The sequence below is a fragment of the Roseovarius sp. genome (assembly GCF_030373445.1).
Taxonomy (GTDB): Bacteria; Pseudomonadota; Alphaproteobacteria; order Rhodobacterales; family Rhodobacteraceae; genus Roseovarius.
The window spans coordinates 217809-229837 of sequence record NZ_JAUCYU010000004.1 but is presented as its reverse complement, the minus strand read 5'-3'; the positions used below and the strand labels follow the sequence as shown (position 1 = coordinate 229837).

The 12029-nt window shown below is 66.3% G+C and carries 11 protein-coding genes; 3 read left to right on the top strand and 8 right to left on the bottom strand.

Annotated features, from left to right (window positions below):
- Positions 1-37: 37 nt before the first annotated feature.
- From QUV18_RS09505 to QUV18_RS09490, 4 genes are all read right to left on the bottom strand, one after another.
- The gene (locus QUV18_RS09505) at positions 38-607 is read right to left on the bottom strand and encodes a sarcosine oxidase subunit gamma family protein (RefSeq protein WP_300893587.1); all 570 of its coding nucleotides are present in this window, start codon (positions 605-607) and stop codon (positions 38-40) included.
- Entirely contained in the window at positions 600-3548 is a 2949-nt protein-coding gene (locus tag QUV18_RS09500; RefSeq protein ID WP_300893585.1) for a sarcosine oxidase subunit alpha family protein, read from the bottom strand. The genes QUV18_RS09505 and QUV18_RS09500 overlap by 8 nt, the downstream gene beginning before the upstream one ends.
- Complete coding sequence (locus tag QUV18_RS09495) at positions 3545-3832, bottom strand: sarcosine oxidase subunit delta (RefSeq protein WP_300893584.1); 288 nt, start codon at positions 3830-3832, stop codon at positions 3545-3547. Before QUV18_RS09495 ends, QUV18_RS09500 begins: the two co-directional genes overlap by 4 nt.
- Positions 3833-3902: 70 nt before the next feature.
- Positions 3903-5153 carry a sarcosine oxidase subunit beta family protein gene (locus QUV18_RS09490; protein ID WP_300893582.1) on the bottom strand — a complete coding sequence of 417 codons (1251 nt, stop codon included), beginning with the start codon at positions 5151-5153 and terminating at the stop codon, positions 3903-3905.
- A 113-nt stretch (positions 5154-5266) separates the two neighbouring features.
- On the opposite strand from QUV18_RS09490, the gene QUV18_RS09485 reads away from it, so the two are divergent.
- Both QUV18_RS09485 and QUV18_RS09480 read left to right on the top strand, forming a co-directional pair.
- Positions 5267-6202 carry a GlxA family transcriptional regulator gene (locus tag QUV18_RS09485; protein WP_300893581.1) on the top strand — a complete coding sequence of 312 codons (936 nt, stop codon included), beginning with the start codon at positions 5267-5269 and terminating at the stop codon, positions 6200-6202.
- A 107-nt stretch (positions 6203-6309) separates the two neighbouring features.
- A complete protein-coding gene (locus tag QUV18_RS09480; protein WP_300893579.1) occupies positions 6310-7035 on the top strand; it encodes a type 1 glutamine amidotransferase in 726 nt (241 codons plus the stop codon).
- An 88-nt stretch (positions 7036-7123) separates the two neighbouring features.
- On the opposite strand, the gene zapE is transcribed toward QUV18_RS09480, so the two are convergent.
- The gene (zapE, locus tag QUV18_RS09475; RefSeq protein ID WP_300893800.1) at positions 7124-8182 is read right to left on the bottom strand and encodes a cell division protein ZapE; all 1059 of its coding nucleotides are present in this window, start codon (positions 8180-8182) and stop codon (positions 7124-7126) included.
- A gap of 144 nt (positions 8183-8326) precedes the next feature.
- Between zapE and QUV18_RS09470 the strand changes: the two genes are divergently transcribed.
- Entirely contained in the window at positions 8327-9565 is a 1239-nt protein-coding gene (locus QUV18_RS09470; RefSeq protein ID WP_300893571.1) for an MFS transporter, read from the top strand.
- 10 nt (positions 9566-9575) lie between these two features.
- On the opposite strand, the gene QUV18_RS09465 is transcribed toward QUV18_RS09470, so the two are convergent.
- Genes QUV18_RS09465 through QUV18_RS09455 form a run of 3 tightly spaced genes read right to left on the bottom strand, consistent with a single transcriptional unit; the run spans position 9576 to position 12024 of the window.
- Positions 9576-10493, bottom strand: coding sequence for an alpha/beta hydrolase (locus QUV18_RS09465; protein WP_300893570.1), 918 nt, complete (start codon positions 10491-10493; stop codon positions 9576-9578).
- Complete coding sequence (locus QUV18_RS09460) at positions 10490-11407, bottom strand: ornithine cyclodeaminase (RefSeq protein WP_300893569.1); 918 nt, start codon at positions 11405-11407, stop codon at positions 10490-10492. Before QUV18_RS09460 ends, QUV18_RS09465 begins: the two co-directional genes overlap by 4 nt.
- On the bottom strand, positions 11404-12024 hold the full coding sequence (locus tag QUV18_RS09455) for an HAD family phosphatase (protein ID WP_300893568.1): 621 nt from the start codon (positions 12022-12024) through the stop codon (positions 11404-11406). Before QUV18_RS09455 ends, QUV18_RS09460 begins: the two co-directional genes overlap by 4 nt.
- Positions 12025-12029: the final 5 nt, after the last annotated feature.

Here is a 12029-nt window from a genome sequence, read left to right as displayed (position 1 = left end):
CGTGGCGCGGAGCCCTGAAATCCGCGTTGTGAATCCCTTAGCTGACGTTCTTGATCGAGGTTTCCACGGCATGCAGGAACGAGCCGGCCGAGGAACTGGCGGAGAGGAGCAGGAAGCTGTCCTGCCCGGTGCGTAGGATGATGGTGCCCAGATGCTCCATCACCGTGCGCGCGGCGTCCCCGACGGCGAAGGCGTCGGGGTGAATGTCGAGCGGGCAGATCCGTTCCAGCGCCGTGCGGGCGCGGGGGCCGGACAGCTCCAGCGCGACCCACGTGTCGGTCTGGTCGGTGAGATAGGCGGTATCGCCGATCCGCCCGGCGACGATCGTTTCGGCATCCGGCTCGGCCCGGTGGAAGAGGATGAACGCCTGGTCGGGGGCCAGCCGCAGGAGCGTGGCCCCGTCTTCCTGTGCGGTGGTCGATTTGCCGGGCGCGGGCAGATCGGCGCCATAGCCCTTGGCAATCGCGGCCAGCGCCGCATCCTCGCCGCCCAGTGGCAGGGCGACGGCCACGATCGCCAGATCCTTGGGCGCGCGCAGGTGGATGCCGTCGAATGTCTCGTCCACGCCGGCCAGCGGCGGGGCGGATGTGAGGGTGAACTCAGCCACGGAGACGCTCTCCTTCCGGGTCGATGAAATGGGCCGACACGATCTCGACCTCCATCTCGGTGCCGTGCACCGGGCTGACGGCGCGGACGATCTCGCCCTTGCGCTCGTGGCCCGACTTGATGAAGCCCAGCCCGATGGAATGGCCGAGGTTCGGCGAGTAGGCGACCGAGGTCATCCAGCCCTGGTCGTTCTCCATCACCGCCTCCTCGCCCTTGTTGATGAAGTGCGACCCCGTGATCAGCTTCTGCGACCGGTCGACGGGGCGGAAGCCCATCATCCGGATCGCATCGTCGCGGATCATCTCGGGGCGTTGCGAGAGGACGTTGCCGATGCATTCCTTCTTCTGGCTGACCATCTTGCCCAGCCCGATATTGTGGGCGGTGGTCTGGCCGTTCAGCTCGTTGCCGACGGCATGGCCCTTCTCGATGCGCATGACGCTAAGCGCCTCGGTGCCGTAGGGGACAGCGCCGAACTCGGCGCCAGCCTCGTTCAGCACCGCCATCATCGAGTTGCCATAACGCGCGGGCACGGCGATTTCATAGGCCAGCTCGCCCGAGAAGGAGATGCGGAACAGCCGCGCGGGCGTGCCGCCGCAGACGGTGATCTCGGCGCAGGACATGAAGGGGAAGGCTTCGTTCGAGAGATCGACATCCTTGTCCACCACCTTGCGCAGCAGGTCGCGCGATTTTGGCCCGGCGACGGCGAACTGGGCCCAGCCGTCGGTGGTGGAAATCAGGTGCACGTCCATGTTGGGCCACAGGCACTGGCGTGCAAATTCCATCCGGCGGAAGACCAGCACGGCATTGGCCGTGGTCGTGGTCATCACGTAATGGTTCTCACTTAGGCGAGCGGTGGTGCCATCGTCGTAACAGATGCCATCCTCGCGCAGCATCAGGCCATAGCGGACCTTTCCGATCTTCAGGGTCGAGAAGGTGTTGGCATAAACCTTGTCGAGAAACGCCCCGGCATCCTTGCCCTTGATGTCGATCTTGCCCAGCGTGGTCACATCGCAGATGCCCACCTTCTCGCGGGCCGTCTTGGCCTCGCGGTCAACGGAGTCGCGCCAGCCCTTCTCGTCGCCCTGAACGTACCATTCCGCCCGCAGCCAATTGCCGACGGTGACGAAGCTGGCGCCATGCTCCTCGGCCCATTTGTGCGAAGGGGTCAGCCGGTAGGGGCGGAAATCCTTGCCGCGTGCCCGGCCTGCCAGCGCGCCCATGGGCACGGGGGTGAAGGGCGGGCGGAAGATGGTGGTGCCGGTCTCGGGGATCGTCCGGCCGGTGATCTCGGACATGATGGCGAGCGCCGGGATATTGGCGGTCTTGCCCTGGTCGGTGGCCATGCCGAGCGTGGTATAGCGCTTGAGATGCTCGACCGCGCGGAAGCCTTCCTGGTGCGAGAGCTTCACGTCCTTCACGGTCACGTCGTTCTGCTGGTCGAGCCAGGCGCGGTGGCGGCTCTCCGGCACGTACCAGAAGGCGGCGGTGTCCTGCGGTTCGTCCTCGGCCTCGACCGGGTCGGCCTTGGCGGGGGTGAACCCGAGGTCGGAAATCTGCGCCTCGGCCTGTGCCCGGCCTTCGGCCAGGGCGGCGGCCAGCGTCATCGCGCCATTGGCCGCGCCCGCCACGACCATGCCGGCGGGCATGGTGCCGCCCGGCACGAAGGCCTTGATGTCGTCGCGCCATTCCGGCTTGCCGCGCTGGTGGCAGGTAAGGTGCACGTTGGGGTTCCACCCGCCCGAGACGGCGAGGCAGTCGACCGGCAGAACCTGCCCGTCGGTCAGGGTGATGGATTTCAGGCCCTTGCGGCCCACGGTGTTGACCACGCTTGCCCCGCGGATATGCCGCACGTCGGGCAGGGTGATGGGTGCCGCCCGGTCGCGGCTGTCGATCACGGCGCGGATGTGTACGCCTTTCGCCGTGAGGTCGGCCGCCGTGCGCCAGCCATCGTCGTTATTGGTGAAAACGGCCACTTCCTTGCCCGGCGCCACGCCGAACCGGTTCACGTATGTCCGCACGGCGCCGGCCAGCATCACGCCGGGGCGGTCGTTGTTGCCGAAGGCGATGGGCCGCTCGGTGCTGCCGGCGGCGAGGACGGCGCGCTTGGAATAGATCCGCCACAGGATTTGCCGCGGCTTGCCGGCGCTGTCGGCAAGGTGGTCGGTGCAGCGTTCGAGCGCCCCGTAGATACCGTGATCGTAGGCGCCGTAAACGGTCGTCCGCGTCATGATGCGCACGTGGCCCATCGACGCCAGTTCGGCCAGCGCCTGCGCCGCCCAGTCGTGGCCCGCCATGCCACCCAGTTCCAGCGTCTCGGAATTGAGCCGCCCGCCGGCGACGAAATCCTCGTCCGCCAGGATCACGCGCGCCCCGGCCCGTGCCGCCGCCAGCGCCGCCGACAGGCCCGCAGGCCCCGAGCCGATCACCAGCAGGTCGCAATGCAGGAAGCCCTTGTCATACTGGTCGGGGTCTTCCTGCATCGACAGCCGCCCCAACCCCGCCGAGGCGCGGATCGCCGGTTCGTAGACCTTTTCCCAAAAGGCTTTCGGCCACATGAACGTCTTGTAATAGAACCCCGCCGACAGGAAGGGCGACAGGAAATCGGTGACCGCCATCATGTCGTGCTCGAGCGAGCCGCGATGGTTCTGGCTGGTGGCGGTGAGCCCGTCGAACAGCTCGGCCATGGTGGCGCGGGTGTTGGGCTCGGTATGGGCGCCGGTGCGCAGGTGCACCAGCGCGTTCGGCTCTTCCGAGCCGGCGGTGAACACGCCGCGCGGACGGTGATACTTGAACGACCGGCCGACGAGCCGCTGGCCGTTGGCCAGCAGGGCGGAGGCGAGCGTGTCACCTTCGAACCCGGCCATCTCCTTGTTGTTGAAACGGAACGTGAGGGGTTTCGCGCGGTCGATCAGGCCGCCGCCGATGCGGTTGGGTTGAGTCATTTGTCCCGCCCCCTTGCGCGCGCCACGTCGCGGGCCAGTTCGACCTGGGTGATTTCATGGGTCAGCGTGTCGCGCGTGACCACCAGCCACGAACGGTCGCCCTGTTCGTGGTACCAGAGCTCCTGGTGCTGGCCGGCCGGGTTGTCGCGCAGGTAGCCGTAATCGTGGAACTGCTCCATCGCGCCTTCGGCCTGCCAATCGGGCCGGTCGATCAGGCTGGCATCGCCGAGATAGACGAATTCGGCGGCATCGCGCGGGCCGAGAAGGGGGTGCGGAATGATCATGCGTTGGCCCCCGTGTCCGGCGTTGCGCAGTGAGTATTTTTGGAAAGATGAAAGGTCATGAGCACGCCCGTCAGTGGAGGTTGGGCTGGTTGCCCACGCCTTTTTCGTCGATGATGTTGCCGCTGCGGAACCGGTCGAGGCGCATCTGCGCGGCGGTCGGGTGCGGCTCGTCCTTGGCCAGCAGGTGGGCGTAGGCGTAGCCCGAGGCCGGCGTCGCCTTGAACCCGCCGTAGCACCAGCCGCCGTTGAAATAGAGCCCGTCGATATGGGTCTTGTCGATGAAGGGCGAGCCGTCCATCGACATGTCCATCAGCCCGCCCCAGGACCGCAGAAGCCGGGCGCGGCCGATCATCGGCATGATCGCCATGCCGCCCTCGGCCACGTCCTCGACCACCGGCAGGTTGCCGCGCTGGGCATAGGTGTTGTAGCCGTCGATATCTCCGCCGAAGACAAGCCCGCCCTTGTCAGACTGGCTGACGTAGAAGTGGCCGGCACCGAAGGTGATGACGCCCGGGAGAACAGGCTTCAGACCCTCGGTGACGAAAGCCTGCAGCACGTGGCTTTCGATCGGCAGGCGCATGCCCGCCGCGGCCATGACGCGGCTTGACGAGCCGGCGACGCAGACCGCCACCTTCTTCGCCTTGATCGCGCCGCGGTTGGTCTCGACGCCAAGGCACTTGCCATTCTGGATGTCGAAACCGGTGACCTCGCAATTCTGGATGATGTCGACGCCGCGGCTGTCGGCGCCGCGGGCATAGCCCCAGGCCACCGCGTCGTGCCGGGCGGTGCCCCCGCGGCGCTGGAAGAGGCCGCCCTTGATCGGGAAGCGGGCATTGTCGAAGTCGAGGAACGGAAGCTCGCGGCGCAGCGCGGCGGCATCGGCCAGCTCGGCATCGGCGCCGGCGAGGAACATCGCGTTGGCGCGCCGCACGAAGGCGTCGCGCTGGCCGTCGGTGTGGAAGAGGTTGAGGATCGAGCGCTGCGACACCATCGAGTTGTAGTTGGTGTCCTGCTCGAGGTTCTCCCACAGCTTCATAGACATCTCGTAGAACGGCTCGTTCCCGGGCAGCAGGTAGTTCGAGCGGATGATCGTGGTGTTCCGCCCGATATTGCCCGAGCCGAGCCAGCCCTTTTCCAGCACGGCGACGTTGCGATGGCCGAATTCCTTCGCAAGGTAATAGGCCGTGGCAAGGCCGTGCCCGCCGCCGCCGATGATGACGATATCGTATTCCGCCTTCGGCTCGGGGTCGCGCCAGACGGGTTTCCATCCCTTGTTGCCGGTCAGGCCTTCCTTGAAGATCCTGAATGCTGAATAGCGCATCGGGCGGATATCCTTATCCTTGAGTTGCCCCCAGCATGACGCGTTCCGCGTCGCTCGACTTTCCCGAAATAGTCGGATACGTGTCTTTTATGGACAGTATTGGTACAAAATCCGTGACCACGCGGCGAATCGGCATCCTGCCGATCGACGGGTTCGCGGTTATGTCCTACGCCGCGCTGACCGAACCGATGCGGGCGGCGAACGTGCTGGCGCGGCGGACGCTTTACGAGATGATCAACATCTCGGCCTCGGGCCACCCGATCGCCAGTTCCGGCGCGGCGCTGGTCATGCCGCAGGCCAAGGTGGGCGACGACCTGTCGCTCGACTACCTGTTCGTCGTCGCGGGCGGCGACCCGACCACCTATGACAACCGCGCCGTGATCAACTGGCTGGCACGGATGGCGCGCGAGGGCGTGCCTCTGGGCGGCGTGTCGGGCGGGCCGATCATCCTGGCGCGCGCCGGGCTGATGGCGGGGCGGCGGATGACGGTGCACTGGGAACATGCCGCGGCGCTGGCCGAGATTTCGCCGCACCTGCTGATCGAACGCTCGCTCTACGTGATCGACCGCGACCGGGTGACCTGTGCCGGCGGCTCGGCGCCGATGGACCTGATGCACGCGCTGATCACCCAGCACCACGGCAAGCCCTTCGCCCGGCTGGTGAGCGACTGGTTCATGCATACCGAGGTGCGCCCCTCGGCCGGGCCGCAGCGCGCCGGGCTGGTCGAGCGGGTGGGGGTGAACAACGCTGCCATCCTCGACGCGGTCGAGGTGATGGAGGCAAACGTGGCTGACCCGGTCGACCTGGCCCACCTGGCCCAAACCGCCGGGCTGTCGGAACGGCAGCTCAACCGGCTCTTCACCGACAAGCTGGGCCGGCCGACGATGCGCTATTACCGCGAGCTTCGGCTTGAGAAGGCACAGAGCCTGTTGCGCAACTCGCCCCTGTCGCTGACCGAGATCGCGCTGGCCACCGGGTTCGCCAGCTCCTCGCATTTCTCCCGGGCCTATGCCGCTCAGTACGGGCAGCCGCCTTCCGCCTATCGCTGAGGCGCCGGAGCGGGCCGATTGCGTCACGCGGGGCGCGGTTTGCGGTCGCCGCTTGTCAACGCGCCGGCCCGCGCCATAGTCTCGGGCGCGAGAGAACGGAGGGCCCCATGCATATTCTCGTCCTGCAGCACGAACGTGTCGAACATCCCGGCGTCTTCCGGAAGTTCCTGCGCGAAGACGGCCACACATGGGAGGCGATCGAGCTTGACGAGGGCGAGCCGCTGCCCGCCACGACCGAGGGGTTCGACGCGCTCTGGGTCATGGGCGGGCCGATGGACACCTGGCAGGAGGACATTCACCCCTGGCTGAAGGAGGAAAAGGCCTTCATCCGCAAGGCGGTGGCCGAGGAAGGCATGCCCTATCTCGGCGTCTGTCTCGGGCATCAGCTTCTGGCCGAGGCGCTGGGCGGCACGGTGGGTCCGTCGAAGACGCCCGAGGTCGGCGTGCTCGACGTGCACCTGACCGAGGCCGGCGCCAGCGGCGTGTTTTTCGACGGGCTGCCGGAGAAGTTCGACTGCCTGCAATGGCACTCGGCCGAGGTCACCGCGCTGCCCGAGGGGGCGCAGGTGCTGGCCACGTCGCCCGATTGCGCCGTGCAGGCGATGAAATGGGAAACCCGCGCCTATTCCGTGCAGTTCCATGTCGAGATCGAATCCGACACCGTGCAGAACTGGAACAACATCCCCGAATACGCGGGCGCCCTCGACAAGGTGATCGGCCCGGATGCCGCGCGCGAGGTCGAGGCGACCTGCGACGCCCGGATGGAGGCGTTCAACGAGGTGGCCGAGCGGATCTACATCAACTGGCTTCAGGCGACATCGCGGGCGGGCTGACATTGCGGGGGGCTTTGCCCCCGACGTTGAAATCCTTCGGAATTTCAACGCCTCCCCCAGGATATTTCCGGCCAGAAGAAGCCGGGTGTCAGCTCTCTGCCCAGCCCTCGGATTGCATTTCGCGCAGGCGGCTGGCGGTGCGCTCGAATTCGAAGCTGCCCTCGCCCTCGACATAGAGGTATTCCGGCTCGGCGGCGGCGGAGCAGATAAGCTGCGTGCCCGCCTCGTAAAGCGCGTCGACAAGGGTGACGAAGCGCTTGGCCTCGTTGAAGTTCGAGCGCGAGAGCTGGGGGATGTTTTCCAGCACCAGAACCCGCGCCGCCTCGGCAATGGCGAGGTAGTCGGCGGGGCCGAGCGGCTTGGCGCAAAGGTCGTAGAAGCTGGCCCGCGCCACCCCGTTGCGGAAGGCGGGGATGGTGACCTCGCGCTTGTTCACCACGAGGGTATGGGGCGCGCTGTCGCCATCGGTGAGATCGTTCCAGACCGCCTTGATGTTCTCGCGCGCCTCGGCGTCGATCGGGGTGAAATAGGTCTGCGCCCCGGCCAGCCGATCCTGCCGGTAATCGGTGGGGCCGGCCATCTCGTGCACCACCATCCGCTCCTTCACCAGGTCGATGAAAGGCAGGAAAAGCTGGCGGTTGAGGCCGTTCTTGTAAAGGTCGTCGGGCACGCGGTTCGACGTGGTGACCACCACGACACCGGCATCGAACAGCGCCTCGAAAAGCCGGCCCACGATCATCGCGTCGGTGATGTCGGTGATCTGCATCTCGTCGAAGGCCAGCAGGCGGACGCGTTCCGTCACTTCCTTCGCCACGGGGGAAAGCGCGTCCTCCACCCCCTTCTTGCGGGCGGCGTGCATCCCGGCGTGGATTTCCTGCATGAAGGCGTGGAAATGCACCCGGCGGTTGGGCACCTCGATCGTATCGACGAAGAGGTCCATCAGCATCGACTTGCCACGCCCGACCCCGCCCCAGAGGTACAGCCCCTTCGGTGGCTCGGGCGCCTTGCGGAACCAGCCCTTCTTCTGCGGTTTCGCAAGATCGGCGCGGATGCGCTCGAACTCGGGCAGCGCCGCCTCCTGCGCGGCGTCGCGGGTCAGCTTCCCCTCGGCGACGAGGCGGTCATATCGTTCCGGCAGCGTTTCCATCCGCCCCGCATAGCGCGCCCGCGCGGCCATGAAAAGCGCCTCTGCCGCGCTTCCGTCACGAACGGTGATTGTGACCCGCACAATCCTTGAATTGACGCCGCTTCCCGGCGGGGTAAGGTGCGCGGGCTGCGACAGGAGCGCGTCATGCAGAAATCGACCCCGCTTTTCACACCGGTGCTGATCGCCGGATGTGCAATCATGCTGATCTCGTTCGCGATCCGCGCCTCCTTCGGTGTCTTCCAGATCCCGATTGCCGAGGAATTCGGCTGGCTCCGGGTCGAGTTCTCGATGGCCATCGCCATCCAGAACCTCGCATGGGGTATCGGCCAGCCGATCTTCGGCATGCTGGCCGAGCGGATCGGCGACCGCAAGGCGATCGTGATGGGCGCCGTGGTCTACGCGCTGGGGCTTGTCCTGTCCTCCACCGCCGTTACGCCGGGCGCGCTTCAGGTTTACGAGGTGCTGGTGGGCTTCGGCATCGCCGGCACCGGCTTCGGCGTGATCCTTGCCGTGGTGGGCCGCGCCAGCTCTGACGAGAACCGCTCGATGAGCCTTGCCATCGCCACCGCCGCCGGCTCGGCCGGGCAGGTCGTCGGCCCGCCCCTGGCCGAGGCGCTGCTGAGCGTGATGAGCTGGCAGATGGTGTTCGTGGCCTTCGCCGCGATCATTCTCTCCGCCCTTCTGATGCTGCCCCTGATGCGCGCGCCCGAGCCGATCTCGAAACCGGAGCTCGAAGAAAGCATGGGCGCGATTCTCGGAAAGGCCTTCCGCGACCCGTCCTACACCCTCATCTTCCTCGGCTTCTTCTCCTGCGGCTACCAGCTTGCCTTCGTCACCGCCCATTTCCCCGCCTTCGTGACCGAGATGTGCGGGCCCATCGCCTCGGGCAGTGTGCTGCACGGGATCGGCATCACTTCGACATCCGCCCTCGGCGCGGCGGCCATCGCGGTCATCGGCGTGGCCAATATCGCCGGCACGCTGACGGCGGGCTGGCTGGGCAAGCGTTACTCCAAGAAATACCTGCTCGCCGCCGTCTATACCGGGCGAACCATCATCGCCGCGTGGTTCATCATGGTGCCGATGACGCCCACGACCGTGCTGCTCTTCTCGGTCGGCATGGGCTCGCTCTGGCTGGCCACCGTGCCGCTGACCAGCGGCCTGATCGCGCATCTCTACGGGCTGCGCTACATGGGCACGCTCTATGGCATCGTGTTCTTCAGCCACCAGCTCGGCAGTTTCCTGGGCGTCTGGCTGGGCGGGCGGATGTACGACATCTACGGCAATTACACCGCCGTGTGGTGGGTCGGCGTGGGCGTCGGCGCATTCTCGGCGCTGGTGCACCTGCCGGTGAAGGAGAACCGTCTGAAACCGGCGCTGGCCTGATACCGCGCCGTCAGAGCACCTGCTTCGTCGCCGCCATGACCGCATCGGGGTGCGTATAGGCCAGCGCATGACCGGCATCCGGGACCACGGCCTGCCGGGCCTGCGGGTTCCACTCCGACAGCGTATCCTTGCAGGTCAGCGGGATCACATCATCCTTCTCGCCCCAGATCGCCAGCACGGGCACCCCGGCCCCGGCAATGGTGCGGTGGGCGTCTTCGAGATCCTCGTCGAGAATGCCCCGCAGCGAGGACAGCACCGCAGGCGCAAACCCTTTCAACCGGGTCTCGGCGATCTGCAGGTCGACGATCCGGTCGACGCGTTCGTGCCCCCCGCGCTCGGATTCCGTCGCCCGGCGCAGCGACTTGGCATAGAACCCCAGCATCATCCAGCGGCCAAGGAAATTGTACTTCACCGCCATGTCCGCCACCGGCCCAAGGTCATGGCCCAACCCCGCCGGCGCCAGCAGCACAAGCTGTCGCAGGCGCCCCGCCTGCTGTGCCGCGAAAGCCGAGACGATGGCGCCGCCCATGGAATAGCCCAGCAGCGTGATCTCGCCCGTCACCCCTTGGTCCTCGAGCAACTCGTCGAGCTGGCGGATGAAGAACGCGCTGTCCTGCGCGCCCCTCGGCCTGTCGGAAAAGCCGCGGCCGTAGAGATCGTAGGTCAGCACGCGATAGCCTGACTGCGCCAGATCTTCCGCGATCGGCCCCCAGACGAAAGAGGGCGTCGTCAGCCCGTGAACACAGACGGCCACAGGCCCGTCCTCCGGCCCGAACCATTGGTAATGGGTGACACCCTGCGACAGGGTGGCGAACTGCCCCGGCGCGGCCTCCCGCCGGGTTCGGTTCATCCGGGGCCGCAACGCCTCGACCGCGAAGGGCCAGATCGCCACGGCCGCGATGATGGCGATGACGGCCCACCAGGTCATTGCGCGGCGGCCCAGGCGTCGAGGATGTAGCGGCTGGTCATCAGGTCGAGATGCGCGCCGCCGCCGTTCTTGAAAAGCGTGATCTCGTCGTCGCTCTCACGTTTGAATTTCCCCGGCTCGTAGTAATCGGCGACAAGGTCGTCGCGCGCGATCACCCCCGCCTCGAGCGGGATCTTGATCTCGCCGATATGGCCCACCGTCGTGTCGTAGCTGTCGACGAAGACGCGCGCCCGCTTGAGCGCGTCGTCATCCACCTCGCGCATGTCCGGGCGGTAGGCGCCGATCAGGTCGACATGCTGTCCGGGGCGGAACCATTCCCCCTTCAACAGTGGTTCGGTCGACATCGTGGCGGAGGTGACGATATCGGCCGCGCCAACCGCCGCCTCCAGATCATCGGCCACCTGCAACCCGGGGCAGTCTTCCACCATCGCTTCGGCATTCTTGCGGGTGCGATTCCACACCGTGAAGCGCGCCTTCGGGAAGGCGGTGGAATAGGCCTGGAACAGCGACCGGCCCACCGTGCCGGCGCCGACGATCAGGATATTCTCGCTGTCGGGCCGGGCCAGTTGCGTCGCGGCGTAAAGGCTGTCGCCGGCCGTCTTCCACTTGGTCACGAGGTGAAAATCGATCACCGCCTCGAGCTGCCCGTCCCCATCACCGAAGACACAGACAGACCCGTGGATCATCGGCTTGCCGGCCTTGGGATTGCCCGGAAAGATCGTCGCCGATTTCACCGCCAGCCCCATGCCGTCGATCCACGCCGAGCGCGACAGAAGCGTGTCGGGATCGCGGTACAAGAACGTATCCCCGATCTCGGCCTTGGGCAGCCTGTGCCCGGCCTCGAACGCCGCGCACAGCTTCATCCAGTCGAGATGTTTCTCGCCCTCTTCGAACGGGATCATGGTGACACTCATGCGATATTCTCCTGCGTCAGAAGCCCCTCTTCGACCAGCCGCCGGGCCAGCCCCTCGGGCGTTTCGAAACGGTGTGTCTGCCAGCCGCGCGCGGCGGCGGCGGCGATATTGTCCTCGCGGTCATCGGTGAAGAACAGCGTCTCCGGGTCAAGCCCGCAATCGGCCTCGACGGCGGCGTAGATCTCTGGGTCGGGCTTGATCATCTTCATCTCGCCGGAAATATATCGGCGGTCGAATTCCTTGAGGAAGGGAAACTGCGCCTCGCTCAGCGGAAAGTTCTCCTTGCCGAAATTGCTCAGCGCGAAGACCGGCACGCCCTTCGCCCTCAGCGCCCGCAGAAGCTTCACCGAGTCCGGGATCTCCGGTTGGGCAATCTCCGTCCACTTCCAGCGGAACTTCAGTACCTCCTGCCGCCACTTCGAATGCGCCCAGGCGGTGTCTTCCACCACGTCGGCAAAGACATTGCCGGCATCGATCTTCACCATCATCCCGTGAATATCGACCTCGCCGAACATCTCCCGGCGCTTGGCCTTTCCCAGCACCCGGTCGAAATACTTCTCCGGCTGCCACTCGATCAGCACGTTGCCGATGTCGAAAATCACCGCGTTGATCGCCATGAAAC

Coding starts and splice junctions, on each gene's coding strand:
- QUV18_RS09500 (WP_300893585.1), bottom strand. CDS start 3,548: ATGACTCAACCCAACCGCATCGGCGGCGGCCTGATCGACCGCGCGAAA.
- QUV18_RS09495 (WP_300893584.1), bottom strand. CDS start 3,832: ATGATCATTCCGCACCCCCTTCTCGGCCCGCGCGATGCCGCCGAATTC.
- QUV18_RS09490 (WP_300893582.1), bottom strand. CDS start 5,153: ATGCGCTATTCAGCATTCAGGATCTTCAAGGAAGGCCTGACCGGCAAC.
- QUV18_RS09480 (WP_300893579.1), top strand. CDS start 6,310: ATGCATATTCTCGTCCTGCAGCACGAACGTGTCGAACATCCCGGCGTC.
- zapE (WP_300893800.1), bottom strand. CDS start 8,182: ATGGAAACGCTGCCGGAACGATATGACCGCCTCGTCGCCGAGGGGAAG.
- QUV18_RS09470 (WP_300893571.1), top strand. CDS start 8,327: ATGCAGAAATCGACCCCGCTTTTCACACCGGTGCTGATCGCCGGATGT.
- QUV18_RS09465 (WP_300893570.1), bottom strand. CDS start 10,493: ATGACCTGGTGGGCCGTCATCGCCATCATCGCGGCCGTGGCGATCTGG.
- QUV18_RS09460 (WP_300893569.1), bottom strand. CDS start 11,407: ATGAGTGTCACCATGATCCCGTTCGAAGAGGGCGAGAAACATCTCGAC.
- QUV18_RS09455 (WP_300893568.1), bottom strand. CDS start 12,024: ATGGCGATCAACGCGGTGATTTTCGACATCGGCAACGTGCTGATCGAG.